Here is a 26,213-nt window from a genome sequence, read left to right as displayed (position 1 = left end):
CGGGGGATCAGTGACCGGTCGAGGGGCAGCGTAGCGCCCGAAAGTGTCCGAGTGGGCAAAGGGCTCTTTCCGGGCGCCCGGCGGTCAACGCCCCCGAAGTGACGCACGCTTGCGCCACGCCACCAGCACCGCGGCCAGACCGGAGACCGCGATGAACCCCGTGGAGATCAGGAAGGCGGGCGAGGTGGGCGTCGAGGCGCGGGCGCCGGCGATCACGTACGCGGCGGTGTTCGGCACGCTGCCGAGGGTGGTGGCCAGCAGGAACGCGCCCCAGCCCATACGGGAGACCGCGGCGCAGTAGTTGGTGGCGCAGAACGGCAGGCCGGGGAAGAGCCGGATCGCCATCATGGAGCGGAACCCGTGTTCGCTGAGCTGCCGGTCGGCGGCGGTCAGCCAGCGGGCTCGCAGAAAGGGCCGCAGGGCGTCCTGCCCGAGCAGCCGGCCGAGCGCGAAGGCCAGGCCCGCGCCGAGGACCGTACCGGCCAGGGCGGACAGGAAGCCGGACAGACTGCCGAAAATGGCCCCGGCTGCGAGGTTCAGGACCGGGCGGGGGACGAAGGCGGTGGTGCACACCCCGTACGCGAGTCCGAAGATCACCACCGCGCCGCCGCCGGCCCACTCGGGCGGCCAGCCGTGCGCCAGCAGCCGCTGCGGCTGCCAGATGATCATCGCGGCCGCGGCGCCGGCGAGCAGGACGAGGAGTACGGCGAGGCGGGCCCAGGGGGAGAAGAGCACACGCGTGCAGCGCGCGGCGAGGCCGTCGGGCGTTGCGGCGGGTTCGAGCATCCCGGGAGCGTAACCGACAAGCGTGGCGAGCAGGTGTATTCGCGGTCGCTGGGGGGTTAAGCGGGGGGAGGGAGAGAGGGATGGTGGTGGAGAGAGACAAGGTGGGTGAGGGTGAGGTGGGGGAGGGGCGGGTGGGGTCAAGGAGAAGTGGCGGCCGGGTGGCGCTGGTAAATCGTTCGACGTGGCGCGTACCGCGCGAGATCCTTGGCGCATGTTCCGGCAGCCGTACCTCGCGCTCACGTCCGCAGTCGCGGACGCGCCGAAGGCTGCCGTCGACTCGCTCGCGGCCCTGATCGCCGCGCTCAAGGCCGAGGCCGACGCCGTGCCGTACCCCGGCACCGCCGTCGCCGCCGGCACCGCCGCAGCAGGCACCGCCGCCGTCCCCGCCGCTTCCGTGGCAGGCACCGCAGCCCCTGCTGCCGGCGGCGCGCGAAGCTGACCCTCTCCGGATCGACCGGCGAACCCCGCAGGGGGAGGGTCGGTGGGGCTCAGGGGTTCCCACGGCGGTGCGTCACGCCGCCGTCATCACCGCGTTGTTGCGAGGAAGAACAGCCATGCCCAAGACGGCATACGTGCGGACCAAGCCGCACCTGAACATCGGCACCATGGGCCACGTCGACCACGGGAAGACCACCCTGACCGCCGCCATCACCAAGGTGCTCAGCGAGCGGGGCGGCGGCACCTTCGTACCCTTCGACCGGATCGACCGGGCCCCCGAGGAGGCCGCCCGCGGCATCACCATCAACATCTCGCACGTCGAGTACGAGACCGGCACCCGGCACTACGCCCACGTCGACATGCCGGGCCACGCCGACTTCATCAAGAACATGGTCACCGGCGCGGCCCAGCTCGACGGCGCGATCCTGGTCGTCTCCGCGCTGGACGGGATCATGCCGCAGACCGCCGAGCACGTCCTGCTCGCCAAGCAGGTCGGCGTCCGGTACATCGTCGTCGCGCTGAACAAGGCGGACGCGGGCGACCCCGAGCTGACCGACCTGGTGGAGCTGGAGGTCCGCGAGCTGCTGACGGCGCACGGTTACGACGGGGACCACGTGCCCGTCGTACGGGTCTCCGGGCTGCGCGCGCTGGAGGGCGACCCGCGCTGGAGCCAGGCCATCGAGGCGCTGCTCGACGCGGTGGACACCTACGTGCCGACGCCGGAGCGGTATCTCGACGCGCCGTTCCTGCTGCCGGTCGAGAACGTCCTGACCATCACCGGCCGCGGCACGGTCGTCACCGGTGCCGTCGAGCGCGGCACGGTACGCGTCGGCGACCGGGTGGCGGTCCTGGGCGCCGGCACGGAGACGACCGTGACCGGGGTGGAGACCTTCGGCAAGCCGATGGAGTCGGCCGAGGCGGGGGACAACGTCGCGCTGCTCCTGCGCGGTCTGCACCGCGACGAGGTGCGCAGGGGGCATGTCGTCGCGGCACCCGGCAGTGTGACGCCACGGCGGTGTTTCACCGCCGAGGTGTACGTGCTGTCCACGGAGGAAGGCGGCCGCCGCACACCGCTGTCCACGGGCTACCGCCCGCAGTTCTACATCCGTACGGCGGACGTGGTCGGCGACATCGACCTCGGCGAACGCGGCATCGCCCGGCCCGGCGAGACGGTGACGATGACCGTCGAGCTGGGGCGCGACATCCCGCTGGAGGCCGGGCTCGGCTTCGCCATCCGCGAGGGTGGCAGGACGGTGGGGGCCGGCACGGTCCGTACGGTCGCCGAGGTGTCGGTACAGGCGTAGGGGACGGGGAGAGGGAGGAGCAGGGAGAGCAAGAGGAGAAGGAGAAGGGGGGGAGCCGCGGGGGCCGTGCCGTACTCGGGATGCCGGGTACGGCACGGTGGGATACCGGGTACGGCACGGCCGGATACCGGATACCGGATACGGCACGGTGCGGGCTGCCACACTGCCGTACGGAGCCCCCGTACGAGGTCTGCGTACGAAGCCTCCGTACGGGGTCGCGTAGGAGACCCGTCGTACGGGGGCGCCTCGGACGGCGAACCGGAGAGGGGACCGCATGACGGGCACCGCGCTGGTACTGGGCGGCGGAGGCTACACGGGCATCGGGTGGGAGATCGGGATGCTCGCCGGACTCGTCGAGGCCGGAGTCGACCTAGCGATGGCCGATGTGGTCATCGGGACCTCGGCCGGTTCGATCGTGGGCGCCCAGCTCACGTCCGGGCGGCTGACGCCGGAGGAACTCTTCGCGCGTCAGCTCGCCCCGGTCACGGGGGAGACCGCGGCGCGGATGGGGACGCGGGAGCTGGCCCGGTTCGCGTACCTGGCGCTGCGCTCGCGCGACGCCGTGGACTTCGGCGTCCGAATGGGGCGCCTCGCGCTGGGCGCCCGCGCGGCCTCGGGGCCCAGCCGCCGGGACGCCGTCGCGCGGCGCCTGGTCAGCCACGACTGGCCGGCGCGGCGCCTGATGATCACCGCAGTGGACGCGGCGACCGGGCAGCGGACCGCCTTCGACGACACGAGCGGGGCGGACCTGGCCGACGCGGTGAGTGCGAGCTGCGCGGTGCCCGGCGTGTGGCCGCCGGTGCGCATCGGCGGGAAGTGGTGGATCGACGGCGGTGTGCACTCCAGCGCCAACGCGGACCTCGCCGCCGGGTACGGCCGGGTCGTCGTCCTGGCGCCGGTGGCGTCCGGCGGCGGGCCCATCGCCACCGCACGGTCGCAGGGTGCGGCACTGGCGCGGCGCGGCGCCCGGGTGTGTGTCCTGGTTCCGGACCGCACGGCCCGCGCCGCCTTCGGCCGTAACGTCCTGGACCCGGCCAAACGCGCCGACGCGGCCCGCGCCGGACGCCACCAGGCGGCGGCGCACCTGAAGGAGGTCGTGGCGGTGTGGGAGGAGTGATGGGGGAGAGGGGGGATGAGGGGGAGGAGTGATCAGGGAGAAGGATGGTGTGGGGGTGGGTGCGAGGCGGTATGCGGCCGGTCCGGGGCGGGGCGCCGGGCGCCTTCGTACCGGCACAATGGGACGGTGGACGAAGCAGCCGAGCAGATACCGGGTGGGCCGGACGAGCGCGGGACGGTCGAGCCGGGGCCCGGCGTGATCGCCCCTCGCACCCCGGACCCGGCGGCAGCACCGGTGCGGCCCGCGGCCCCGGCGGTACCGGAGGCCGACCCCGTCCCCGTCACCCGCGTCGTCGACTGGGGAACCGCCAAGCTGATGCCGGACGTCGACCGTCCGCGCGCCTGGCTGCTGACCGTGGACGGCGCCCCGCAGTCGTACGTCGATCTGGACGCGCCGACCGACCTGGAATTCGAGTACGCGCGCCGGCTCGCGGCCGTCCTGGACGCGGCCGGCGCTCCCGCCGAGCCGCTCGACGTGCTGCACCTCGGCGGCGGGGCGCTCACCCTGCCGCGCTATCTCGCCGCGACCCGCCCCGGCTCCCGCCAGGACGTCGTCGAGGCGGACCGGGGGCTGCTGGCCCTGGTCGCCGAAGAGCTGCCGCTGCCGCCGGACTGCGGCATCGAGGTGCGTGCCGAGGATGCCCGTACGGCACTGGAAGCGGCGCCGGAGCACAGCGCGGACGTGATCGTGGCGGATGTCTTCGGCGGCTCGCGGGTGCCCGCGCACCTGACCTCCGTCGAGTATGTGCGTGCCGCCGCCCGGGTGCTGCGCCCGAACGGGATCTACGCGGCCAACCTCGCCGACAGCGCGCCCTTCGGGTTCCTGCGGGCCCAGCTGGCGAACTACGCCACCGTCTTCGGCCACCTCTGTGTGATCGCCGAACCCGCGGTGCTGCGCGGCCGGCGCTTCGGCAACATCGTGCTGGCCGCCTCCCGCGTCGAACTGCCTCTCGCACAGCTGACCCGGCGTGCCGCCGCCGATGTGTTCCCCGCGCGGGTCGAGCACGGCGACGGGCTCCGGCGGCTGATCGGTGACGCGACGCCGGTGCACGACGCCCAGGCCGTACCGTCGCCCCGGCCGCCGGACGGCGCCTTCAGCATCGGCTGAGGGCGGCCCCGGCATCGACTGAGCCCGGGGCGGCCGGCGGCTGTCAGGGGCTCTGGACGGCAGGTCCGGGCTGCTGTGGCTCTGTGAGCGGTGTTCCGGAAGGCTCCGTGACCGGTGTCACGGCGGGCTCCACGGCGTCGGCGGAGCGGCGCGTCAGCCGGCGGACGTCCGGTACGCACAGCACCGCCGCCGTCAGCAGCGCGATCAGCGCGGAGCAGCCCCACAGCGCCGCGGTCCGCCCGATGAGGTTCTGTACGGGCCCGGCGAGCGCGGTGGCCACCGGAGTGATCGCGAGCGAGCCGAACCAGTCGTACGACGAGACCCGGGAGAACTTCTCCTCCGGTATCTCCTGGTGCAGCGCCATCATCCACATGACGCCGAACACCTCGACGGCGATGCCGGTGCCGAGCATGACCAGGACCAGCACGGTGACCGGCACCGGTACGGCGAGTGCGGCCGAGGGGAGGGCGAGCGGGAAGACGCACAGGATGCCGGTGAGCAGGATCCGGCGCGGCTTGATCCGCATCATGAGCAGCGCGCCGCCGACCGTGCCCGCGCCGAAGGCGGCCAGCGCCAGGCCCCACGGCCGGGGGCCGCCCAGGTGCTCCTCGGCGACCATCGGCCCGTACACCGCCTCGGCCGCCACCACGACGGCGTTGACGACCGCGAACTGTCCGACGACGGCCCACAGCCAGGGCCGGGAGACCACCTCGCGCCAGCCGTCCCGCAGGTCGGTGAAGAGCCCGGCCGTGGGGGCACGCTCCGGTATGTGGCCGACGTCGAGGAAGGTGCGCAGTGCGCCCGCGACGGCGAAGGCGGCGGCGTCGACGGCCAGCACCCAGCCGGGCCCGACGGCGGCGACCAGGGCGCCGCCGAGCGCGGCACCGCCGATGTTCGCGCCGTTCATGCTCATTCGGAAGAAGGCGAAGGCCCGGCCGGAGTGCTCGCCGGAGACGCTGGAGAGCACCATCCCCTCGGAGGCGGGGGCGAAGAACGCCTGGCCGGTGCCGCCGAGGGCGGCCAGCACCGCCATCTGCCAGAGCCGTGCCTCTCCGGTCAGCACGAGGACGGCGAAGAGGCCCTGCGAGACGCAGCTGAGCGCGTTCGCGGCGACCATGACGCGGTGGCGCGGCAGCCGGTCGGCGAGCGCGCCGCCGATCAGGAGGAAGACGACGAGCGGCACCGTACGGGCCGTGGCGACCAGGCCGACGTCGGTGGCCGAGCCGCCGGTGCCGAGTACCGCGAACGCCGCCGCGATCAGGGAACCGGCGCTGCCGAGGTTGGCGACGACGGCGGCGGTGGTCAGCAGGGTGTAGTTGCGTCCGGCCCAGGCGGGGCGGCGCAGGGGGCGGCGGCTGCCGTCGCGGTTGTCCGCGCGGTCGGTCAGCACGGTCGTACCGGGGATCGCCACGGGACCGCGTGCCGCGCGGGATACGGGTTCTGCTCGCCTCCGGGCGGCTGCTGACCTGGCCACATGGGCCACCACGATAGGCGCCCGGGCCCGTGGGCCGGAAAGCCGGGCAGGGCTTCCCCCAGCAAGCTACTCGTAGGTAACATGCCAGGCATGTCCTCCGAGACCAAGCCGTCGATCGGCGAAATGATGGCGGCCACCGTGCCGATGGCCCGTACGCTCCACCTCGAATTCATCGAGGCCACCCCCGAACGGGCCGTGGTCCGGCTGCCCGACCAGGCGGATTACCACAACCACGTCGGCGGTCCGCACGCCGGCGCGATGTTCACGCTCGCCGAGTCGGCCAGCGGCGCGATCGTGCTCGCGGCCTTCGGTGACCAGCTCTCGCGGGCCGTGCCGCTCGCCGTACGGGCCGAGATCGGCTACAAGAAGCTTGCCATGGGCCCGGTCACCGCCACCGCCGAGCTGGGCCGCCCGGCCGCCGGGATCGTCGCCGAGCTGGACGCGGGGGAGCGGCCGGAGTTCCCGGTGAACGTCGCCATCACCCGGGAGGACGGCGCCGTCACCGGCGAGATGACCATCGTGTGGACGCTGCGCCCGAACAACCCGGCCGCCTAGCCACGGCCAGGCCGGTCCGCCGCGGGCGTTCGACTCCATGCGGGGCGTTCGGTCCGCGCGCAAATTCCTCCGGGTCCGAGGCAACTCCACGCTGCCGGCGCGCGTCTCGTACGGAGAGTCCGTACGGAGCGCGGATGCACTCGTGCGCTCGTACAGAGCACTCGTACGGAGAACACGGCCCGGTCACCGGCCCGCCGGCCCATGCGTTCCCCGGCCCGTCGCGTACACCGCGGCGGGCCGGGGCCGTACCGCCGGTCAGCGGGGCGGCCCGACGAGATCGAGTAGGCTTCCCGGGCGCGCGGCGGCGCGCGTAACACGGGGGGAAACGCGATCATCGACGGCGTCGCGGACGCCGGGCGGCGGCCCACGGGGGCCCGACACCTAGTGGAGGATGCGGCGTTGCAGATGGAGTGGCTGGAGACGGTACCGGCCGTGAGCGTGTACCTCCTGGTGGGGTTGGTCATCGGCGTGGAGAGCCTCGGCATTCCGCTGCCCGGTGAGATCGTCCTGGTGAGCTCGGCGCTCCTCGCCGCGACGACGGACCACATCGATCCGCTGGTGCTGGGTGCCTGTGCGTCGGCCGGCGCGATCATCGGGGATTCCATCGGCTATGTGATTGGCCGCAAGGGCGGACAGCCGCTGGTCAACTGGGCCGGGCGGAAGTTCCCGAAGCACTTCGGGCCCGACCAGGTCGCGATGGCCGAGGAGAAGTTCGACAAGTGGGGCATGTGGGCGGTCTTCTTCGGCCGCTTCATCGCCCTGCTGCGCATCTTCGCCGGGCCGCTCTCGGGCGTGCTGAAGATGCCGTACTGGAAGTTCCTCATCGCCAATGTGCTCGGTGGCGTCGTCTGGGCCGGTGGCACGACCGCGCTGATCTACTACGTCGGTGTGGTCGCCGAGTCCTGGCTCAAGCGGTTCTCCTGGGTGGGGCTGGTGGCCGCGGTGCTGTTCGGCGTCGGTTCGTTCGTCGTGATGAAGCGGCGCGCGGCGAAGGCGGCGGCCAAGCGCGAGGTGGCCGCGGCCCAGCCCGCCGACGCGATGGCGGAGTGACGTACAGACGTCCCGTCAGCTGAAAAGGAACCCGCAGCGGGTCCCCGGGAGGGGGTCGCTGCGGGTTCTGCTGTGTACGGCGGGGGCGGCGACGGTGCCGCGGCCCGTTGTGGTGGCACCCGTCGCGGGGGCCGGTGCCGGGACGGCGACCGCGGGGTCTGCCGGGGCGGGGACGGGGGTGCTCGTCGGCTCCGGCGTGGTCACAGTGGTGGCCAGCAGAACCTGGCTGGGCGTGGGCCCGGGCCCGTACCAGGTGTCCTGATACGGGTGCTCGGCCGCCTTCCGCAGGCAGGCGACGGCGGTACGGGTGTCCGTACGGCGGAGCGCCAGGACGCCGCGGGCGTGCGCGATACGGGCCAGCGTGTCCGCGTCGGCGTGCCGGGCGGCCGCCTGCCCGGCACGGTTCAGCAGCGCCTCGGCGGTGCGGTCGGCGTGGTCCTGCGCGGCGAGCCAGCCTGCCAGCCACAGGGCGCGGGCCCGTACGGCGGTGTCGTCCCGGGAGCGCCGCAGCAGCCGCGCGAGGTGGGCGCGGCCCTCGCGCCGTCGGCCGCAGACGGCCCACCGGAACCACAGTGAGACGGCGATCTCCAGCGCGGTCAGGGCGTCGTCCGCGTCCTGGGGAGGCAGAGTCAGCGCCGCGCGCAGGTTGTGTCCCTCGGCCTCCACCAGGCGGACCGCCACCCGGTGGTCGGGGCCCTGCCAGGTGATCTGCGCCTCGGCGGCGAGCGCCGCGCAGGCCATCCGGAAGGCGCGCAGCGCCGATGCCTCCTCGCCCGCGGCGCGCACCCGCGTGAGACCGGCGGCGCGGGCCGCGGAGGTCAGGCGGTAGCGGGGCGAGGACGGGGGTGGGGGCGGAGTGGGTGGGGAGACCTCGGTGAACATGGGGTCGGGGCCGGGATGCGGGGTTTCCCGTATCCGGGCGAGTACCGAGGCCCTGTGCAGGCGTTCGAGAGCGGCCTCGACCTCGTACGCGGAAACGTCACTGCGACCGGTGATATCACTGCGGCCCGCCACGCACCCCGCCAGCCAGCCGTCGAAGTCCCCGGGAAGAACGGACAGCCGCGCCCACACCAGGCGGTCCGCGGGGGAGCAGGGGCCGGGTGCGGGAGCCGATGCCAGGAGCGGCTGCCCGCCGGACGCCACCACGGGAGCCGGCCGCATCACGACGACCCGTTCCGCGCCGATCCCCAGCGGTTGCCGCGCGGTGGCCACGATCCGCGGACCGGCCGTCTCCGTACCTGCTCCCACCTCCGCACGCAGCAGCTGCCGCACCAGCCACGCGCACGCGCCGGCCACCGGATCGCAGTCGTCCAGCAGGACGATCAGGCCCCGCCGGGCGCAGTGGGCGGCCAGCGCCTCCGGCTGTGTGTCATACGGCAGGCCCGCCGCGCGGACGAGAGCCGCGGCCACGCCCGTTTCGTCCACATCCTCCCGGCAGCCGACCCGCACGAAGCCGCTGCCGGGGAGGCCGCCGTCCCGCGCGACCGCTTCCAGGACGGTGTGAGCGAGTGTGCTCTTGCCCACATCCGGCGGGCCGGTCACGGTCACCAGCGGTGTCCGGGTGAGCAGCGCGCGCAGTGCGCCGCGCTCCGCGGCGCGCCCCGCGGCCCCGGGCGGCGGCGGAATCCAGGCCCCTGCGGTCATCGCTCACCCCGTCCGTAGCGCCACCTCGTGCCGCGCTGTCGCCGGTCGGAAAACACGATGCCCAGAGCCGGTTCGCGAATCAACCGCAACCCGGCATACCGATAGAGGGAACCTAAACCCGCCTGTTCGACATCCATAAGCCTGGAGGCGCACGACGGTGTGCGCGACCGTGACGCCGTCGTACGGCGGGCGGCCGGACCGGTGCCCTTGGGGGAGCCGCGGGCGGCAAGCCGGCTGATCTTATTCTGGTGTCCTTCGCCCAGATGGCGGAGCGGTGCCCGCCGCCCCGCCGGACATGAGTCTGCAAGGAGTACGTCCCGATGAAGCGCCTGCGAACCAGTACCGCGGCCGTCGCCGCGGTGAGCCTGATGGCGATGGGGCTCGTGGCCGGCTGCGGCAGCAAGGACCGGGACGAGGTGGACGCCTCCCATGTGCCGCAGCTGCGGCAGCAGGCGCGGGAGGCGAGCAGCGGGACCGCCAAGGTCGTCCAGCCCACCGGGCCGGCTTCGCACTTCGTGACGCAGCGCACCACGGGCGACGACGGGACGAAGATAGTCAAGACCCGGTGGCACGGCAAGAAGTCCGGGTTCACCGGCGACATATGGTCCTGGGTGCCGCCGCAGTACAACCAGCCCCAGTACGCCAAGAGCGGTTTCCCGGTCCTGATAGCGCTGCCCGGCGCGTACGGGTACCCGAACAACTACTGGATCGGCGGCGACTTCAAGCTGGAGGAGAAGATCGCCGAATGGTCGCAGTCCGGCAAGACGCTGCCGTTCATCCTGGTGATGCCGGTCCTGAACCCGAAGAAGAAGTACCACGACGGCAGTGACATCCCCGGGCAGCCGAAGATGGGCACCTGGCTGACGGAGGACGTCCCCGCCTTCGCCCGCGCCAACTACCGTACGTACAACAGCCGCGACGGATGGGCGTTCATGGGCTCCTCCTCGGGCGGCTTCGCGGGCCTGAAGGCGGTGCTGAAGCACCCGCACCAGTTCAAGGCGGTCATCGCGAACGGGCCGGACACCGTGCCGGACTCGCCGATGTGGAACGGGCACCCCGCCGAGAAGCGCGCCAACGACCCGGGCCTGCTGGCCGAGAAGCTCAAGGCCAAGGGCGGGCCGGACGTCTACCTCGCGTTCGAGCTGGGCTCGAAGGAGGTCGCGGTGCCGTACGTGAAGAAGTTCATCCGGGAGCACACCGGCGGTCCGATCCACCACACGCTGTTCGAGATCCCCGACGGCAAGCACAGCGGCCACACGTACATCCAGCGGATGCCGGAGTCGCTGCACTGGATCAGCGAGCAGATGCTCGGACCGGTGCCGATGGAGGACCGGCCGAACTCCTGAGAGCCTGAATGATCCGCAATCCCGCCCGCGGCGCCCGCGGGCCCGTCGCCTACTGTGCCCCCAGGCGCGAACCCGAACGGTCCGAACGGCCCGGCGACGAGGAGTACGGCAATGGAGCAGCGAGCACTGATCGCGGGCGTGGGCGGCCGGGAGCCGTCGGTCGATCCGGCGGCCTTCACGGCACCGACCTCGGTCGTCGTCGGAGACGTCACGCTCGGGCCCGGCGCCGGGGTCTGGTACCACGCGGTACTGCGCGCCGACTGCGGTCCGATCGTGCTGGGCGCGGACAGCAACATCCAGGACAACTGCACGGTGCACGTCGACCCCGGCTTCCCCGTGACGGTCGGCGAGCGGGTCTCGGTGGGGCACAACGCCGTGCTGCACGGCTGCACGGTCGAGGACGACGTACTGATCGGTATGGGGGCCACCGTCCTCAACGGCGCGCACATCGGCGCCGGGTCGCTGGTCGCGGCGCAGGCGCTGGTACCACAGGGGATGCGGGTGCCGCCGGGGTCGCTGGTCGCCGGGGTGCCCGCCAAGGTCAAGCGCGAACTGACCGAGGAGGAGCGCGACGGCATCCGGCTCAACGCCACGATGTACGTCGAGCTGGCCAAGAGCCATCAGGAGGTGGCCGAGGGCCGGTAACGGCCTCGGCGGTGTGCCCCCGCCCCGGTGGCCGGGTGCGGGGCGGCGGCCGATCATCGGGGCATGGTCCCGTCCGACGCGCCGCCAGGCCTCCGGCCCATGCTGGCCACCCCCGGCCCGCTGCCCGCCGCCGGGGAGGAGCGGGAGTGGGCGTTCGAGGCGAAGTGGGACGGGGCGCGGTGTCTGGCCGGCGCGCCGGGCGACGGGACGTCGCGGCTGGTCACCCGGGCGGGCAACGACGCTACGGCGACGTATCCGGAGCTGGCGCCGCTCGGTGAGCGGCTGCGGGGGCGTTCCGCGGTTCTCGACGGTGAGGTGGTCGTCCTGGACGCCGCGGGGCGGCCGGACTTCGGGCTGCTGCAGCGCCGGATGGGCGTCACGAACCGGCGCCGTGCGGCCGCCCTGGCCGGGGATCACCCGGTCCACCTCGTCCTGTTCGACGTGCTCAGCCTCGATGGGCGCCCGCTGCTGGAACTCCCGTACGTGGAGCGCCGCGCCGCCCTGTCCGAGCTGGGGCTGGACGACGGACCGCACTGGTCGGTCCCGGCGTATGTGACCGGCCACGCGCGGGCGACCTGGGAGGCGACCCTGGACGCCGGTTTCGAGGGGGTCGTCGCCAAGCGGCTGACCTCCCGCTACACCCCCGGCGTCCGGTCGTCCGAGTGGCGCAAGACGAAGCACCTGGTGACGCTCGATGTGGTGATCGGCGGTTGGACGGAGGGGCGTGGCGGCCTCGCCGGGCTGCCCGGTGCCGTACTGGCGGGGGTCGACGGGCCGGACGGGCTGCGGTACGTCGGTTCCGTGGGGTCGGGGCTCTCCGGCCGTGAACGACGGGAGCTGGCCGGGTACTTGGAGGTCGTACGGCGGGACGCCTCGCCCTTCGTGAACCAGGTCGACGCGCCGGGCGCCCACTGGGCGGAGCCGCGGCTCGTCGCCGAGGTCACCTTCTCCGGCTGGACCTCCGCCGGCCGCCTCCGGCAGCCGACCTGGCACCGGCTGCGCCCGGATCTCACCCGGCTGGACTGATGAAGCCTTCGGGCGTACGCCGGTGGGCGTCGCCGTCTCACATGCCGGTCTGCACGGACGGCGTTCCTGCGCAAGTCGCCGTAACGGCTTTCGGGGCGGGCCGGGAACGGCCGCTGTGCGGGTCCACCGCGCTGACCTGCCGGTTCGCCACCCGGCGGGCGTCAGTGACGGCGGCCGGAAGAACCGCCGTGCCCGGGGCCGGTGGAGTGGCCGCCGCCACCCGGTGGTTTGCCGTGTCGCCGCAGGGTGACCCGTCAGACGACGTGAAGCTCCAGCCAGCGTGTACGACCGGCAAGGAAGGGAGCGGCCATGCCCTTGCTCGCCGCCCTCTGGCCTCTGGCGATGCTCGGACTCGTGATTGCCCTGGGCCGGTACGAAGACGCCATGCTCCGCCCCCGCCGGCCTGACCGGCCGCCCTCGGCCGAGCCACCGGCCACGGCTGCCCGCGGCCGGCAGTACCAGCGGCCTGGCCCGTACGGCCGGGCCGCCTCCATCGACCGCTACCGGCACTCCTCGCCCCTGACCCGGCTGCCTGCCCACCCGCTGGTCCTCAGGTCCGGCGCGCCCCAGCGGCTTCCCCGGCGCCACCACGGCCAACCGCCGTCCTCCTGACCGGCCGGAGTGCCGTGAGCGAGGAGCGGCGCCGGCGGCTGTGGTCTCAACCGGCCCGGCGCCTGCCTTCCGGCGGCCGCTTGCGGAAGGCTGGGGGACGGGTAACTCATCACCCCGTTCGGTAAACACCTCTTTTGTGGGACGGCCGGGACGAGGGGGTCCGTACTGCCACGCGATGGCGGGAAAGCGGCGTTCCGTACGGCTACGCCGCGGCGAGGGCGTCGGCCACTGAGCTGTGCAGCGGGATGGTGCGGTGCACTCCGGTGAGGCGGAACGCCTTGCGGACCATGGGGCGGTCCGCGGCCACGCTCAGCGTCACACCGTGCTCGCGCGCGGTCCGCTGGCAGCTCAGCAGGGTCTGCAGCCCCGCCACGGTGATGATGGGGGCCCGCAGGTCGATGACGACCCCGTTGGCCGCGGGCTCGCGCAGCAGGCCCTGGAGGCCGGCGGCGACCTGGCCGGTGTTGGCGATGTCGATGATCTCGGGGATCTCGATGACGAGGCGGTCGGCGATACGGTAGTTCGACAGGTACATGATGACTCCGGCCCGGGCGCCGAACGCCCGGTGCGACTCGTCGTGGATGGTGTGGGGCGGTTTTGGAACCGGGACGGCCGGCGCCGGGCCCTGAGCGGAGCCCGGCTCGCAGGCGGGAAGCCCCTGGCCGTGGCACCGGCTCGTACGGACGTACGCGGTCAGTCGGCCGGCGCCCGGCCGAGCGGCAGCCGGCGCGGCACACGTGGCGAGGTGCCGCCGCCGGGCGCGGCGCCGGTCCCGGCGTCCTCGTAGCGGAGCACCGGGCTGGGCCACCAGTTCTGACCGCCCTGCTCCAGATGGCGCAGCAGCACACCTTCGCGCAGCGCCCACGGACAGAGGGTGACCTCGTCGATCCCCATGCTCTTCATCGCCTGGTGGGCGACGACGGCGCCGGCCGGGGCCTGGCGGCAGCGGGCGGCCGAGATCCCCGGCAGCTCCGCCCGCTCGGCCGCGGTCAGCGCCGACAGCTGCCGTACCGCCTCCTTCAGACCGGTACGGGCCAGCCGGCGCGCGACGAACGGGCCGTCCCGCCCGGGCGCGGCCCCGCACAGCCGGGCCAGCTGCTGGAACATCCGGGAGGTGGCCACCACGGTGTGCGGCTCCTCCCAGCGCACCCGGGCCGCCACGTCCTTGAGCGAGGCCCGCACGTACTGACGCAGCTCCCGCAGCGCCGCGCGGCCGGGTCTGCCCCGGCCAGGCAGGCACTCCCGGGTCAGCCGCCCCGCGCCCAGGGGGAGGGAGAAGGCGAAGTCCGGCAGGGCGCCGCGGCCGAACGCGACCTCCAGCGAACCCCCGCCGATGTCCAGCAGCGCCATCGGACCGGCCTGGAGACCGACCCACCGCCGCGCCGCGCGGAACGTCAGCTCCGCCTCCACCTCGCCGGGCAGCACCGCCAGCCGCATCCCGCTCCCGGCGCGCACCGTCTCCAGCACCTCGTCGCGGTTGGCGGCATCCCGGACCACCGCCGTGGCGTATGCGAACAGCCGGTCGCACCGCCAGTGGTCCGCCTGCTCCCGGGCCCGCGCCACTGCTGCCGCCAGCCGCCGCGCCGCCTCCGGCGGCACCGTCCCGTCCGCGGCCACGTGTTCGGCCAGGTGGACCGGACCCTTCAGGGAGTGCGCGGGCAACGGAACGCCGCCGACCACTTCGCTGATGAGCAGATGTACGGAGTTCGACCCGGCGTCGAGGACGGCTAAGCGCATGCCCGTGCGGGTACCCCTTTCGGCCCGTTTCAGCGCCTGGGCCCCGGTCCGGTCGGGCGCCCGCCACCGGAGCGGGGGCCTTCCGGGCGCTTGTACGGCCGCTTCCGGGATACCCGGGGCGGCATATCCGGGGCGGGATACCCGTCCCACGTCCGACAGCCGCCGGTGCGGTCTGTCGAAGGGAGCCCTCGTCATGTCGTCCGACCGGGAAGAACTACTGATCACCGCTCTGCTCGAACTCGCCGACCCGGCCGGCGGACAGGATATGACCGGCCCCGTGAAACGGCTGGCCGAGTACTGCGTACGGCTCCCGGGCGTGCAGGCGGGCGGTGTGCTGATGGCGGGCGGCCCGGGGCAGCCCACGCTGGCGGTGGGCTGCACGGACACGGCCACGCGTCTGGAGCGGGTGCAGGTCGAACACGACGAGGGGCCCTGCCGGGACGCCTGGCGTACGGGGCAGAGCCTGACCGACGTACCGCTGCGCCATCCGCGCTGCCGGGCCCGCTGGCCGCGCTTCACCGCCCAGGCGCTGGACGAGGGCTTCAACGCGGCCACTGCCCTGCCTGTGCGCTACCGGGACCGGCGGCTGGGTGCACTGAACCTCTTCCACCAGCACGGGGCACTGGCCCGCAAGGAGGTCGCGCTGGGGCAGGCACTGGCCGACGCCGTGGCCATCGGGGTGGCGTACCGGACGGACCTGAACGGGCTCAGGGTCTGGGCCGGACAGCTCCAGACCGCCCTGGACAGCAGGGTCGTCATCGAACAGGCCAAGGGCGTGCTCGCCGAACGCCGGAGCCATACGCCCGACGACGCGTTCGAACTGATGCGCCGCTACGCCCGCGCGCACCAGCGCAAGCTGACCGACGTCGCCCGGCAGGTCATCGACGGGCCCGCCGACTCCGGCCCGTTCGCCCGGCCCGAACCCGGCTGACCGGCGCGTTCGTGCCGGGACCGGTGGCCGGGGCGCGCCCGGTTCCCTCGTTCGCTCTCGGCTTCGGGCTGTTTCGCGAAAGGGCCAACGGGCACTCCGTAACGCATGGCACGGGAGGGCTCGGACGTGCGGGGCGGGGACGGAATGAAATCGGTGCATCCTGGAGGCAGAAAAGCAATGGATCACGGTACGAACAAGGCCGGCCCGGCCCGGGACGACATGATGAAGAAGGAACTCCAGGGCGAATTGAAAGCCGACCGCGCACTGCGTGCCGAAGAGGACCACGAACTGGAGCCGTCCGGAGAGGACCAGCCCGACGTCAGCCGGACCGCCGGATCCCCCACGCCGGGCAGCGTCCCGGACGGTATGACGCCACAGGCCGTGGAAATCCGTACCGAAATGGCCCAGCACCTGAGCCGCAGTCTGTATCCGGCCGATCGCGACACCATCATCAGCACGCTCCGGCAGAACAACGCGCCGGACCGGCTGGTCGCACTGGCCCAGCGCCTTCCGGAGAACGAGCGGTACGAGAACGCGCAGCGCATCGTGGAATCACTGGGGCTCACCAGGTAGCGGCACACCGCGACCGCGAAAGCCCCCGAACGACTGTCACCGACGTCGCCGGAGAAACGCCCGGGACGGCAGGCCGTGACAAGCGGCCCGCCGCGGGTGGCAACCGGCACCGCTGGAAAGAGAGCTGTCATGTCCGATGAAGCGATGGGCGACGAGGTCTATCAGCCGGCCGCGTCCGACAAGCAGGGAACGTCCGACGAACTCGACATGGAAGACGCTCTCGACGAGCCGGACTACGACGACATGCTGGACCAGGGATACTCGCCCCCCGAAAAGCCGCTGGCCGTCAACCAGACGGGCACCACCGCGAACGAACAGCGCACGGGCGAGAGCCTCGACGAACGGCTCGCCAAGGAGGAGCCGGACGTCGAACCGCCGGACGGAGACGGCATCGGCGACCAGCAGGACGGCGAGGGCGAGCCCGTGGACCGCCAGGTGGGCGACGAGCGCGCCGGACGGATGACCGGCACCGACGAGGGCGACGCCCTGCGGCTGCGCAACGACGAGATCGGCCGCGACGTCGGTATCGACGGTGGGGCGGCGTCGGCCGAGGAGGCCGCGGTGCACATCGTCGACGATCCCGACCTGCGCTGAGGGCCGCCGACACCCCTCCGGGCGCGCGCCCGGTCGGGCAGGCGTCGTGGCCGGTCCGGTCGTGGCCGGTCAGGACGCTTTCGCGGCGGTCCGGCCGCCGCCGCTGCCGGACAGCGCCGCGATGAGATCGTCACGCGTCATCGAGGACCGGCCCTGAACGCCGGCCTCGGTGGCGCGTTCGTAGAGTTCGGCCTTGCTGAGCTGGGAGAGGCCGGCGGAGCTTTGCCGGCTCCCGCTCTCCTTCCGGGAGCGGCGCCCGCCGGTACGGCGCTTCGCCGCCACCGCGCCCTTCCCTTTCCGTCCTTTCGCCGATCCCTTGGCCGAATCCACGCTGGCCTGCAAGGCGCTCATCAGATCCACGACATTCGTGGACTCCGGCGGCTCCTGGCTCTTCTCCACGGTCTCGCCCTTGCGTTTGGCCTCGATGAGCCGGCGCACCTGTTCCTGGTATGTGTCGTGGTATTCCTCGGGCCGCCATTCGGTGCTCAGGGCCTCGACGAGCTGCACCGCGGTCTTCAGCTCCCGCTCCGGAATCTTCGTCCGGCCGGGCAGATCGCCGATCTCGTCGCGCGGATCGCGGATCTCGTCCGCCCAGTGCAGGGTGTGCAGGGCCAGGATGTCGCCCTCCGCCTGTACCGCGACCAGATAGGCGCGGTTACGCATCACGAAGGTGGCGATACCGGCCTTGTTGGACTCCTTCAAGGCCTTGTGGAGCAGGGCATAGACCTTGCCGTAGTCCTTGCCGCGCGGGCCGAGATAGTAGGTGGTGTCGAAAAAGACCGGATCCACCTCGTCGAGGTCCACGAAACCGCTGATCTCCACCGCCTTGGACCGGCCGGGCGCGATGTCGTCCAGTTCCTCCGGCTCGACCAGAACGTACGCGTCGCCCGCGTCGACCCCTTTGACGATGTCCTCGGCGGACACCTCTTTTCCGGTGCGTTCATTGACCCGCTTGTTGCGGATCCGGTCGGACGTGCCGCGCTGGATCTGGTGGAAATGCACGGTGTGGCTCTCCGTCGCCGCGTACATCCGCACCGGCAGACTGACCAGCCCGAAGGACAGGGAACCGCTCCAAATGGCTCGTGCCATGGTCTGCACCACCTCCGAAATCCATCGCACGCCGGTTACCGGCCCACCGCATCCCGGCGGCGGCACCCGGACCGGAAAAGGGCCGAAGACGTCACGTGTTCGTGGCGGCAGGACGGGTACCGCGTAGACAGCCGCGCGTTTGGAGGTATCGACGATGACCGGGAACGACCAGCGGAATCCCGTGCACGAGCACCCGAAGCCGGAATTCCCTCAGCAGGACCAGCCGCACCCCGGCGCGACGGACGACATGACTCCGCGGCCCGACCACGGCGAGACGTCCTACGAGGGCACCGGACGGCTGCGGGACCGCCGCACGCTGATCACCGGCGGTGACTCGGGCATCGGACGCGCGGTCGCGCTCGCTTTCGCCCGTGAAGGGGCGGATGTCGCCTTCACCTATCTGGAGGAAGAGGAGAAGGACGCGAAGGAAACCGTCCGGCTGGTCGAAGAGGCGGGGCAGCGGGCCCTCGCGGTGTCGTGCGACATCCGCGAGGAGGAGCAGTGCCGCGCCCTGGTCGACCGGGTGGTGCGGGAATTCGGCCGTATCGACGTCCTGGTCAACAACGCGGCTTACCAGATGGCGCAGCCCGACGGAATCGAGGGCATTTCCACGGAACAGTTCGACCGGGTGCTGCGCACCAATCTGTACGGCATGTTCTGGCTCTCCAAGATGTCGCTGCCGCACATTCCCGAGGGCGGCAGCATCATCAACACGACGTCCGTACAGGCGTACCAGCCGAGCCCGCAGCTGCTCGACTACGCGACCACCAAGGGCGCCATCGTCACCTTCACCCACGCACTGGCCGGCGACCTCGCCCAGCGCGGCATCCGCGTCAACGCGGTGGCCCCGGGCCCGGTGTGGACGCCGCTGATCCCCTCGACGCTGCCGGACACCACCGGGTTCGGCAAGCAGAGCCCGCTGGGGCGGGCGGCCCAGCCCGTGGAGATGGCACCCGCCTACGTCTTCCTCGCGTCCCAGCAGGCCGGTTACATCACCTCGGAGATCGTCAACGCGACCGGCGGCACCCCGCTGCCGTAGCGAAGCGGCCGCAGCCGCATCGGAACCCATATCGGAACCCATGTCAGGACCCCCAGGGAGGTTCCCATGCTCAGCGCCATCGCCGACGTGTTCCGCGCCATCGGGAACGCGATCGCGACCGTCGTCACCCTGCCCTTCCGCGCCCTCGCCCGCCTCTTCGGCGGCGCCTCGCGCGGTGCCCGGTGAGCCGCCCGCACCGGCCCGGACCGCAGACCGTCGTCATCACCGGCGCCAGCGCCGGAATCGGCCGTGCCACGGCCCGGCTCTTCGCCGCGCGCGGGGCGAACGTCGCCCTGCTCGCCCGCGGCCGCACCGGACTGGACGCCGCGGCGGCCGAGGTCGAGGAGCGGGGCGGCCGTGCCCTGGCCCTGCCCACCGATGTCGCCGACGCCGAGCAGGTCGAAGCGGCGGCCCAGGCGGCGGAGGACGCCTTCGGGCCGATCGACGTATGGGTCAACGACGCCTTCAGCACGGTGTTCGCACCGTTCACGGAGATCGACGCAGCGGAGTACCGGCGCGCCACCGAGGTGACGTACCTGGGCTTCGTCAACGGCACGCGGGCCGCGCTGCGCCGGATGCTGCCGCGGGACGCGGGCTCGATCGTGCAGGTCGGCTCCGCCCTCGGCTTCCGCTCCGTACCCCTGCAGTCGGTGTACTGCGGCGCCAAGCACGCCATCAACGGCTTCACGTCCAGCGTCCGTACCGAACTGCTGCACCAGGGCAGCCACGTCGCTGTCACCGTCGTCCAGATGCCGGCCGTCAACACTCCGCAGTTCGACTGGGTGCTGTCCCGGCTGCCGAAGACCCCCCGGCCGGTGGCCCCGGTCTACCAGCCGGAGGTGGCGGCCCGGGCCGTGCTGCACGCGGCCGCGCACCCGCGGCGCAAGCAGTACTACGTCGGTTACTCCACGGTGGCGGCCATCCTGGGCAACCGGATCGCGCCCGCCCTGCTGGACCGCTACCTCGCCCGTACGGGGTACGACTCGCAGCAGACGGACGAACGGGCGGACACGGGACGGCCGGAGAACCTGTGGCTGCCCGCGGACGGTGCCGACGGCCCCGACCACGGCGCGCACGGCGCCTTCGACGACAGTTCCCGCCCGCACTCGCCGCAGGCGGCCCTCGCGCGGCACCCCGTTCTCGTGGCGGCTGCCTCGGCGGCGGCCGGCGCGGCCGTGGGGGTCGTACTGGGACCCGTACGCCGGAGCGGGCGCGGCCGCTGACCAGGGGGCCGGCCCCGCACGACGGCGGGTAACCGGTCCCGCGCGTTGGCGGGTATCCGGCCCCTCACGACGATGGCGGGAAGGAGTACTGGTGCAGCAGCCGCACCAGGTGCACGGCGTTCACGGCGAGCGTGCGCGTCGTGGCGGCCACATTCTTCGGCCGCTCGTCCAGGTCCTGGTAGTCCGTGCCGTGCTGCGCCTCGCCCACCCAGTACGTGACGGCGTTCGGCGCGAGGGAGAAGCCGAGGTCGTTGAGGCCCTGGAAGAGGTCGGCGCTGACCTTGTGCGCGCCGTCCTCGTTGCCGACGACGGCGACGGCGCCGACCTTGCCGTACATCAGCTGCCGCCCCTGCTCGTCGGTCTCGGAGATGTCCGCGTTCATCCGCTCCAGCACCCGCTGGCACAGGCTGGACGGGTGGCCGAGCCAGATCGGGGTGGCCAGCAGCACGATGTCGGCCGCCAGGAGCTTCTCGCGCAGCCCCGGCCACGCGTCGCCGTCGCCCATGTCCGTGCCGACGCCGGGGCGGATGTCGTGGTCGGCGACGCGTACGGACTCGCACTGCACCCCGAGGCCGCCCAGTTCCGCCAGTACCTGGTCCGCCAGCAGCTGACTGCTGGACGAGGTGGTGGAAGGGTTCAGGGTGCAGACGAACGCCAGGGCCCGGATCATGGCAACTCCTCGGAGATCGGCAGGGTGTGAGCACGCCGTGGCGCCCCGGTCACCCGTGGTGTGGACCGTACCCCGGGTGCCCGGGCCCCGCCGTTCGACACGGAGCGGGCGCACCCCGCGGCACGGTCGTGCTCACCGGTCACCCGCGTACCGGCGCCGCGCCCAGGCGGGCAGCGCGAACCAGCACAGCAGGAACCACGCGACCAGCCCCGAGACGATCCAAGGGACGGCGCTGTCGTGCAGCGCGATGCGCAGGATGAGCAGGAACGCCGAGATGATGGTGGCGAGCAGCAGCACGATGCCGATGATCGTCAGCCGGGACGCCCAGGTGACCGTCTCCGCCTTCAGATGCCGCCCGGTGACGAGCCGGTGGAAGGCGACCGGCCCGATGAGGGCGCCGTTGGCGGCCGCGCCCAGACACAGCGTCACCACGTAGATCGCCCTGTCGACCGAATCCAGGGAGGTGAAGCGGGGGGTGAAGACGACGGTGAGCAGGAAGCCGAACAGGATCTGCACGCCGGTCTGGGCGACCCTGACCTCTTGCAGCAACTCGTTCCACCGCCGGTCGGCACGCTCCTCGGCCGACTCGCGACGGCCGTCGACAGCCTGCTCGGCGGGTTCCATGACCCAACGATAGGCGGGCCGCCGGGCGCTGTCCCCTCGGCGGACGGGGCATTCGTGGGCGGGACCGCCGCCCGCCGGTGGGGTGAAGATCACAGGGGCCGGCGGGGTGGGCGGCGCACCGGCCTGAGTACGGTGAGCGGGTGCCGAAGAAGAACGTGTTCTCATCCGTGGCGGCGTGGCGCCGCCGGACGGTGTCCCGCGCGGTGCACCGCGGGGCGCGCTGGGTACGGGAGGCGGGCGCCGCCACCGCCGAGCGCCCGGGACCGTACCGCTTCCGCCGGCTGGGAGCGGGCGCCCGGCTGGCCTACCCGCAGGGCACCGTCTTCGGCGACCCGTGGATCGAGATCGGCGAGTACTGCATCATCGCCCAGGACGTGACGCTGACCGCCGGGATGATGCCCGGCCTCGACCTCGGGGCCGACCCGATCCTCACCCTCGGCAACGGCGTCGTCCTGGGCCGCGGCAGCCATGTGATCGCCGACGTCCGGCTGACCATCGGCGACGACTGCTTCTTCGGCCCCGGCGTGTACGTCACGACCACCAACCACAGCTACGACGACCCCGAGCTGCCGGTCGGCAAGCAGTGGCCGCGCAGCGAGCCCGTCACGATCGGCCCGGGCGGCTGGGTGGGGACCGGCGCGGTGATCCTGCCGGGCGCCCGGCTGGGCCGCAACGTGGTGGTCGCGGCGGGCGCCGTCGTACGGGGCGAGGTCCCCGACCACGCGGTGGTGGCCGGGGCGCCCGCCAAGGTCGTCCGCTCCTGGGACCCGGAAACGGGCTGGCAGCCGCCGCTGCGCACCCCGGCGCCGGTGCCGGTGCCGGAGGGCGTGACGTCCAGGGAACTGATGGCCCTGGCCGCACTGGAGACCGGGGCGGACGGCGGGCTGCCGGTGGAACCGGGGCAGGGGCACGGAACCCCGGTTCCGGGGGCGGCTGCCGACGCTTCCTGAAAGGCTCCCGGACGGCCGGGCCGGGCTCCCATCGCACCCACGCCTCACCCCTGCGCGGCAGAGCCCTCCCGGCGCGCCGCGGCGCCGCCGAACTCGCGCACCGCGTCGTCGACGACGGCCTCCAGCCGCGCGTGGTGCGCGCCGTGCCAGTACACCCGGTCGCAGGCGGTGCACTGGGCGAAGACGTCGTACGTACGCCGCGTACCGCCCTCCAGCCGCTCCTCGACGGTGCCCTTCTCGGCCTCCTTGAGCAGACCGTTGCAGGCGGTGCACCGGGTCCACGGCGCGAGCTCCGGCGCGAACCGTCCGAGGACGTCGCGCAGTTGCTCGTCGGGGCGGTCGCTGTAGACGTACGCCCCCGCCCAGTTCTCGCGCCGCCGCAGCAGACCGCGGTCCCGGGACAGCAGCACCCGCCGCTCGGCGGCCGACCGCGCCGCCAGGGCCGGGTCGCCGATGTCCTCGCTCTCGTACGCCGCGTCCACGCCCAGCAGCCGCAGCCGCCGTGCGAGGGTCCCCAGGTGCACGTCCAGCAGGAACCGCAGCGGGGCGCCCGGCGCTTCCTGCGGCCGTTCGACCGCGCACACCTCCACCGACTCGCCGTCCCGCGGCACGTGCGACACCGGCACCGTACGGCCGTCCACGAGCAGGCGGCCCACCTCGGTCAGCGGGACGCCGAGCGATTCCACGACATGTCCCAGGGTGGACGTGCCGTCGGTGTGCAGGGCGGTGCGGCCGTGGCGCCGGTCGGCGGAGACGAAGAGCCGCAGCTCGGGGGCGACAGTGAAGTGGATCTCGGGTCGGTTCACGCCGTCAGGATGCCATCGCGCCGTGGCGCGCCGCGTACCGGGCCGTCCGGGCCCTCTCGCCACGCGGCCGTTCCTGTGATGTCCTCGACGGGCGGGGTGGCCCTGACGAGAGGACGCCGGTGCGGTCGAGGAAACGTACGGTGCGGGCCGGGGCGGCGCTGCTCTGCGCGCTGCTGGCCGGCGTGTCGGGCGGCTGTCAGCAAGGCGGCGTGTCCGACGGGCGTTCCCCGTTCACGGGCAAGGCGGCGCGGGCCGCACCGGTCATCGCCGTGAAGATCGACAACGTACGGGCGGCGCGCCCCCAGACGGGCCTCGACGCCGCTGACATCGTCTACGTGGAACGGGTCGAGTCGGGACTGTCGCGGCTGCTGGCCGTCTACTCCTCCCGGCTGCCGCAGGCCGTCGGCCCGGTGCGCAGCGCCCGCGAATCCGACCTGGAACTGCTGCGCCAGTTCGGCCGCCCCGCCTTCGCCTACTCCGGTACGCAGGCGAAGCTGGAGCCCGAAGTCGAGGCGGCTCCGCTGTACCCGGTGCCGCCGGGCAAGACGGGCGACGCCTATTTCCGCGGCCGGGACCGCGCGGCACCGCACAACCTCTACCTGCGCCCCGAGAGCGCCCTCAAGGCGGCCCCCGGCGCGAGCACCGCCCACGACATCGGCTTCCGCTTCGGCACCGCGCCGTCCGGTGGCCGCAACACGCCCTCGTACACCGCCCGTTACCCGGCCGCCCGCTTCACCTTCGAGTGGTCGGCGCAGCGGCGGGGCTGGCTGGTGTCGATGGACGGCAGCCCGGTCAAGGCCGCTTCCGGGGAGCGGCTCGCGGTTCCCACGGTCGTCGTCCAGGGCGCACGGATCCGCCCCTCGCGCTACCACGACCGCTGGGGCGCGTATTCCCCGTACACCGAGACGACCGGCTCCGGACCGGCGCGGGTGCTGCGCGACGGCAAGGCGTACGACGCCCACTGGTCGCGGCCGTCCTCGAACGGCGGCACGGACTTCACCACGGCGTCGGGTGCACCGCTCAACTTCGCGGCCGGCCAGGTGTGGGTGGTGTTCGTGCCGAAGGAGGCGGTGGGCGGCGGGGCCGGATAGCGGCGGGAGCGCCGCGGCACCGGGTGATCAAGCCGGCGGAGGCCACGGACCGTCGGGCTCCTCGGTGAGGGCGCGGGCGAGGACGTCCACGTGCGCCCGGCGGGCGTCGGCCTGGCCGGTCAGTACGTCGAAGGCGGCGGCCGGGGAGAGGCCGAGGCGCTGGGCGAGGATGCCCGTGGCCTGTTCGGTGACGACGCGAGCGGTGAGGCTCCGCCGCAGCCGCTGGGCCCGCAGTCGCCTGGCCCAGCACAGCAGCAGCCCGACGGTGGCCGCGTCGGCCAGCTTGCGGGCACGTTCCTGGAGCGGCGGGGGCAGGAGTCCGGGGGTGCGCCGGTAGAGGTTGACGACGCCGACGCAGTGGTCGAGGTGGCGCATCGGCTGGGCCCACATCGCCAGGTAGCCCGCCGCCGTGGCCCGTACGGTCAGTTCGGGCCAGCGGCCGTCCGGGACGGTGAGGTCCGCGACGCCGCACGCGCGGCCGGTCAACAGGGCGTGGATGCCCGGACCTTGCGCGGTGCCGGTCTCGAACAGCTCCACCCGGTGGAGCGCTTCCTCGGTGCTGGCGGCCACCTCGACGCAGGTGCCGGCGGGGCGGATGCCCGCCTCGGCCACCGGGCCACCGGGGGCGGGGGAGCTGAGGAGCAGGACACCGGCCGCGTCGACGGGCAGCAGATCGACGCAGTACGTGACCAGACGCCGGGTGAGCGTGACCGGTGTGGTTCCGGGGCTGGTGACCGCCAGGTCCGCCAAGGCGGCGCCGAGGGCCGTCCCGGCCTCGTCGGACGAGGGGTCGCCGGACGGCGGACCGATGGTCTCAGGCATCGACGCACTCCTGGGGAGGACCGGTGCTCCCGGCGCTTCGGGAGCGGCCGGCCGGGGCTTCGGACGGCCTGCCGGGGTGCCGTCCGGACGGCACCGTGGGCGATGGCGTACCGGTGGGACGGGCGGGTCCGCTACCGCCGGCGTGTCCGCGGCTCAGCAGGCGCTGGTGCCGTACGGCGGCCGCGGCCACGTCGGCCAGCGCCTGGGCCAGTACGGTCGTGGCCTGCTCCGGAGGGCCGGGCTCGGTGCGGTAGACACCGATCGTGCCGATCGTCTCGCCCCGCAGCCGCATCGCGGTGGTCTGCACCGCCGCGAACCCGGCCCTCCGGGCCGCCGGCGCGAAGGACGGCCACCAGACGTGGGCGTGCGCCAGGTCGGGGCACTGCGTACCGCGTCCGGTGTGGAAGGTGTCCACGCAGGGGCCTTCGGAGCGGCTCAGTTGCAGCCGCTGCAGGAGGCGCGCCGGTTCGGTGGAGGCCGAGACCAGGTTCAGGCTGCCGGAGGCGTCGGTCAGCAGCATTCCGCACCCGGCGGCCTCCAGCAGCTCCTGGCAGACGTGGGTGAGGGTGTCGAGGAAACCGGCGGTCTCGGCCCCGGTACGCGGGGAGCCGCCGGCCAGGTCCGCGAAACGGCAAGGGAACAGGTGCGCGTACGTATCGGAGCCTTCCATGGCGCCCCTTCCTCCGGCGTAAAATGCTGCGGCACGGACCAGTTCACGTCCGACACCCAGTGAAGCGGGGCCCGTTGGCCGCTTCATCGGTGCCGGATCAACGCCGCATCAACGCTGCCGACACCGTTGGACGACCGTTGCCGTCTTCATCCTCCGAACCACCGTGGGGCGGCGCCCGGCCGGGCGCCGCCCCGGCCGGCGTGCCGCCGGGCGCCCGGGCGGTGGTCGCGCTGAGTGACGACGAGAGCGACCCCCTCGCGATGTCCCGGGTCTTTCTTGAACGAGATCGG

The 26,213-nt window shown here is 73.1% G+C and carries 29 protein-coding genes; 18 read left to right on the top strand and 11 right to left on the bottom strand.

Annotation, left to right across the window (positions count from 1 at the left end; all coding sequences use genetic code 11):
* Positions 1–84 precede the first annotated feature (84 nt).
* Complete coding sequence (locus tag ACZ53K_RS40425) at positions 85–786, bottom strand: TVP38/TMEM64 family protein (RefSeq protein WP_468847466.1); 702 nt, start codon at positions 784–786, stop codon at positions 85–87.
* Between the two features lie 211 nt (positions 787–997).
* Between ACZ53K_RS40425 and ACZ53K_RS40420 the strand changes: the two genes are divergently transcribed.
* From ACZ53K_RS40420 to ACZ53K_RS40405, 4 genes are all read left to right on the top strand, one after another.
* Complete coding sequence (locus ACZ53K_RS40420) at positions 998–1,225, top strand: hypothetical protein (RefSeq protein WP_468847465.1); 228 nt, start codon at positions 998–1,000, stop codon at positions 1,223–1,225.
* A 115-nt stretch (positions 1,226–1,340) separates the two neighbouring features.
* Positions 1,341–2,528, top strand: a complete 1,188-nt coding sequence (tuf, locus tag ACZ53K_RS40415) for an elongation factor Tu (RefSeq protein WP_468847463.1) — start codon at positions 1,341–1,343, stop codon at positions 2,526–2,528.
* Between the two features lie 274 nt (positions 2,529–2,802).
* Positions 2,803–3,645 (top strand): patatin-like phospholipase family protein, encoded by an 843-nt coding sequence (locus ACZ53K_RS40410; RefSeq protein ID WP_468847462.1) that lies wholly within the window; start codon positions 2,803–2,805, stop codon positions 3,643–3,645.
* A 315-nt stretch (positions 3,646–3,960) separates the two neighbouring features.
* On the top strand, positions 3,961–4,752 hold the full coding sequence (locus tag ACZ53K_RS40405) for a spermidine synthase (protein ID WP_468847494.1): 792 nt from the start codon (positions 3,961–3,963) through the stop codon (positions 4,750–4,752).
* Positions 4,753–4,795: 43 nt separating this feature from the next.
* Here the strand turns inward: ACZ53K_RS40405 and ACZ53K_RS40400 are convergent, their stop codons facing one another.
* Positions 4,796–6,157 carry an MFS transporter gene (locus ACZ53K_RS40400; protein WP_468847491.1) on the bottom strand — a complete coding sequence of 454 codons (1,362 nt, stop codon included), beginning with the start codon at positions 6,155–6,157 and terminating at the stop codon, positions 4,796–4,798.
* 159 nt (positions 6,158–6,316) lie between these two features.
* Here ACZ53K_RS40400 and ACZ53K_RS40395 point away from each other — a divergent pair, with 159 nt between their 5' ends.
* Positions 6,317–6,781 carry a DUF4442 domain-containing protein gene (locus tag ACZ53K_RS40395; protein ID WP_468847460.1) on the top strand — a complete coding sequence of 155 codons (465 nt, stop codon included), beginning with the start codon at positions 6,317–6,319 and terminating at the stop codon, positions 6,779–6,781.
* A gap of 405 nt (positions 6,782–7,186) precedes the next feature.
* Positions 7,187–7,831, top strand: a complete 645-nt coding sequence (locus ACZ53K_RS40390; RefSeq protein ID WP_468847488.1) for a DedA family protein — start codon at positions 7,187–7,189, stop codon at positions 7,829–7,831.
* Positions 7,832–7,846: 15 nt separating this feature from the next.
* On the opposite strand, the gene ACZ53K_RS40385 is transcribed toward ACZ53K_RS40390, so the two are convergent.
* Entirely contained in the window at positions 7,847–9,475 is a 1,629-nt protein-coding gene (locus ACZ53K_RS40385) for a LuxR family transcriptional regulator (protein ID WP_468847458.1), read from the bottom strand.
* A gap of 320 nt (positions 9,476–9,795) precedes the next feature.
* Between ACZ53K_RS40385 and ACZ53K_RS40380 the strand changes: the two genes are divergently transcribed.
* From ACZ53K_RS40380 to ACZ53K_RS40365, 4 genes are all read left to right on the top strand, one after another.
* Positions 9,796–10,821: an alpha/beta hydrolase gene (locus ACZ53K_RS40380; protein WP_468847453.1), complete on the top strand. Its 1,026-nt coding sequence runs from the start codon at positions 9,796–9,798 to the stop codon at positions 10,819–10,821.
* Positions 10,822–10,932: 111 nt separating this feature from the next.
* On the top strand, positions 10,933–11,466 hold the full coding sequence (locus ACZ53K_RS40375) for a gamma carbonic anhydrase family protein (RefSeq protein ID WP_468847451.1): 534 nt from the start codon (positions 10,933–10,935) through the stop codon (positions 11,464–11,466).
* A 63-nt stretch (positions 11,467–11,529) separates the two neighbouring features.
* On the top strand, positions 11,530–12,492 hold the full coding sequence (gene ligD / locus ACZ53K_RS40370) for a non-homologous end-joining DNA ligase (protein WP_468847448.1): 963 nt from the start codon (positions 11,530–11,532) through the stop codon (positions 12,490–12,492).
* A 309-nt stretch (positions 12,493–12,801) separates the two neighbouring features.
* Entirely contained in the window at positions 12,802–13,104 is a 303-nt protein-coding gene (locus ACZ53K_RS40365) for a hypothetical protein (RefSeq protein WP_468847445.1), read from the top strand.
* Between the two features lie 202 nt (positions 13,105–13,306).
* Here the strand turns inward: ACZ53K_RS40365 and ACZ53K_RS40360 are convergent, their stop codons facing one another.
* Together ACZ53K_RS40360 and ACZ53K_RS40355 are read right to left on the bottom strand one after the other, a co-directional pair.
* Positions 13,307–13,639, bottom strand: a complete 333-nt coding sequence (locus ACZ53K_RS40360; RefSeq protein WP_468847442.1) for an STAS domain-containing protein — start codon at positions 13,637–13,639, stop codon at positions 13,307–13,309.
* 158 nt (positions 13,640–13,797) lie between these two features.
* Positions 13,798–14,841 (bottom strand): Ppx/GppA family phosphatase, encoded by a 1,044-nt coding sequence (locus ACZ53K_RS40355; RefSeq protein WP_468847440.1) that lies wholly within the window; start codon positions 14,839–14,841, stop codon positions 13,798–13,800.
* Positions 14,842–15,034: 193 nt separating this feature from the next.
* On the opposite strand from ACZ53K_RS40355, the gene ACZ53K_RS40350 reads away from it, so the two are divergent.
* From ACZ53K_RS40350 to ACZ53K_RS40340, 3 genes are all read left to right on the top strand, one after another.
* On the top strand, positions 15,035–15,772 hold the full coding sequence (locus tag ACZ53K_RS40350; RefSeq protein ID WP_468847437.1) for a GAF and ANTAR domain-containing protein: 738 nt from the start codon (positions 15,035–15,037) through the stop codon (positions 15,770–15,772).
* 177 nt (positions 15,773–15,949) lie between these two features.
* Positions 15,950–16,345, top strand: coding sequence for a DUF2795 domain-containing protein (locus ACZ53K_RS40345; protein ID WP_468847434.1), 396 nt, complete (start codon positions 15,950–15,952; stop codon positions 16,343–16,345).
* A gap of 129 nt (positions 16,346–16,474) precedes the next feature.
* The gene (locus ACZ53K_RS40340) at positions 16,475–16,939 is read left to right on the top strand and encodes a DUF5709 domain-containing protein (RefSeq protein ID WP_468847431.1); all 465 of its coding nucleotides are present in this window, start codon (positions 16,475–16,477) and stop codon (positions 16,937–16,939) included.
* A gap of 69 nt (positions 16,940–17,008) precedes the next feature.
* On the opposite strand, the gene ku is transcribed toward ACZ53K_RS40340, so the two are convergent.
* Positions 17,009–18,028 (bottom strand): non-homologous end joining protein Ku, encoded by a 1,020-nt coding sequence (ku, locus tag ACZ53K_RS40335; protein ID WP_468847428.1) that lies wholly within the window; start codon positions 18,026–18,028, stop codon positions 17,009–17,011.
* A 154-nt stretch (positions 18,029–18,182) separates the two neighbouring features.
* Here ku and ACZ53K_RS40330 point away from each other — a divergent pair, with 154 nt between their 5' ends.
* The 3 genes from ACZ53K_RS40330 (at position 18,183) to ACZ53K_RS40320 (ending at position 20,290) form a co-directional block, all read left to right on the top strand.
* On the top strand, positions 18,183–19,067 hold the full coding sequence (locus ACZ53K_RS40330; RefSeq protein ID WP_468847426.1) for an SDR family oxidoreductase: 885 nt from the start codon (positions 18,183–18,185) through the stop codon (positions 19,065–19,067).
* A gap of 66 nt (positions 19,068–19,133) precedes the next feature.
* Positions 19,134–19,253 (top strand): LPFR motif small protein, encoded by a 120-nt coding sequence (locus ACZ53K_RS40325; protein WP_398349299.1) that lies wholly within the window; start codon positions 19,134–19,136, stop codon positions 19,251–19,253.
* Positions 19,250–20,290 (top strand): SDR family oxidoreductase, encoded by a 1,041-nt coding sequence (locus ACZ53K_RS40320; protein WP_468847424.1) that lies wholly within the window; start codon positions 19,250–19,252, stop codon positions 20,288–20,290. Before ACZ53K_RS40325 ends, ACZ53K_RS40320 begins: the two co-directional genes overlap by 4 nt.
* A gap of 64 nt (positions 20,291–20,354) precedes the next feature.
* Here the strand turns inward: ACZ53K_RS40320 and ACZ53K_RS40315 are convergent, their stop codons facing one another.
* Both ACZ53K_RS40315 and ACZ53K_RS40310 read right to left on the bottom strand, forming a co-directional pair.
* Positions 20,355–20,960 carry a flavodoxin family protein gene (locus tag ACZ53K_RS40315; RefSeq protein ID WP_468847422.1) on the bottom strand — a complete coding sequence of 202 codons (606 nt, stop codon included), beginning with the start codon at positions 20,958–20,960 and terminating at the stop codon, positions 20,355–20,357.
* Between the two features lie 132 nt (positions 20,961–21,092).
* Entirely contained in the window at positions 21,093–21,584 is a 492-nt protein-coding gene (locus ACZ53K_RS40310; RefSeq protein ID WP_468847419.1) for a DUF6328 family protein, read from the bottom strand.
* A gap of 140 nt (positions 21,585–21,724) precedes the next feature.
* On the opposite strand from ACZ53K_RS40310, the gene ACZ53K_RS40305 reads away from it, so the two are divergent.
* Positions 21,725–22,534, top strand: a complete 810-nt coding sequence (locus tag ACZ53K_RS40305) for an acyltransferase (protein WP_468847416.1) — start codon at positions 21,725–21,727, stop codon at positions 22,532–22,534.
* Positions 22,535–22,578: 44 nt separating this feature from the next.
* On the opposite strand, the gene ACZ53K_RS40300 is transcribed toward ACZ53K_RS40305, so the two are convergent.
* Positions 22,579–23,340, bottom strand: a complete 762-nt coding sequence (locus ACZ53K_RS40300; RefSeq protein WP_468847414.1) for a Mut7-C RNAse domain-containing protein — start codon at positions 23,338–23,340, stop codon at positions 22,579–22,581.
* 140 nt (positions 23,341–23,480) lie between these two features.
* On the opposite strand from ACZ53K_RS40300, the gene ACZ53K_RS40295 reads away from it, so the two are divergent.
* Entirely contained in the window at positions 23,481–24,431 is a 951-nt protein-coding gene (locus ACZ53K_RS40295; protein WP_468847412.1) for a DUF3048 domain-containing protein, read from the top strand.
* Positions 24,432–24,458: 27 nt separating this feature from the next.
* Here ACZ53K_RS40295 and ACZ53K_RS40290 read toward each other — a convergent pair whose 3' ends face one another.
* Together ACZ53K_RS40290 and ACZ53K_RS40285 are read right to left on the bottom strand one after the other, a co-directional pair.
* Entirely contained in the window at positions 24,459–25,253 is a 795-nt protein-coding gene (locus ACZ53K_RS40290; protein ID WP_468847409.1) for an ANTAR domain-containing protein, read from the bottom strand.
* Positions 25,246–25,923, bottom strand: a complete 678-nt coding sequence (locus ACZ53K_RS40285) for a GAF domain-containing protein (protein WP_468847406.1) — start codon at positions 25,921–25,923, stop codon at positions 25,246–25,248. The genes ACZ53K_RS40290 and ACZ53K_RS40285 overlap by 8 nt, the downstream gene beginning before the upstream one ends.
* Positions 25,924–26,213: the final 290 nt, after the last annotated feature.

It is taken from the genome of Streptomyces sp. NPDC033221 (assembly GCF_055577005.1).
Note: the sequence above shows the minus strand (reverse complement) of the source record. Positions and strands in the feature narration are given on the sequence as shown.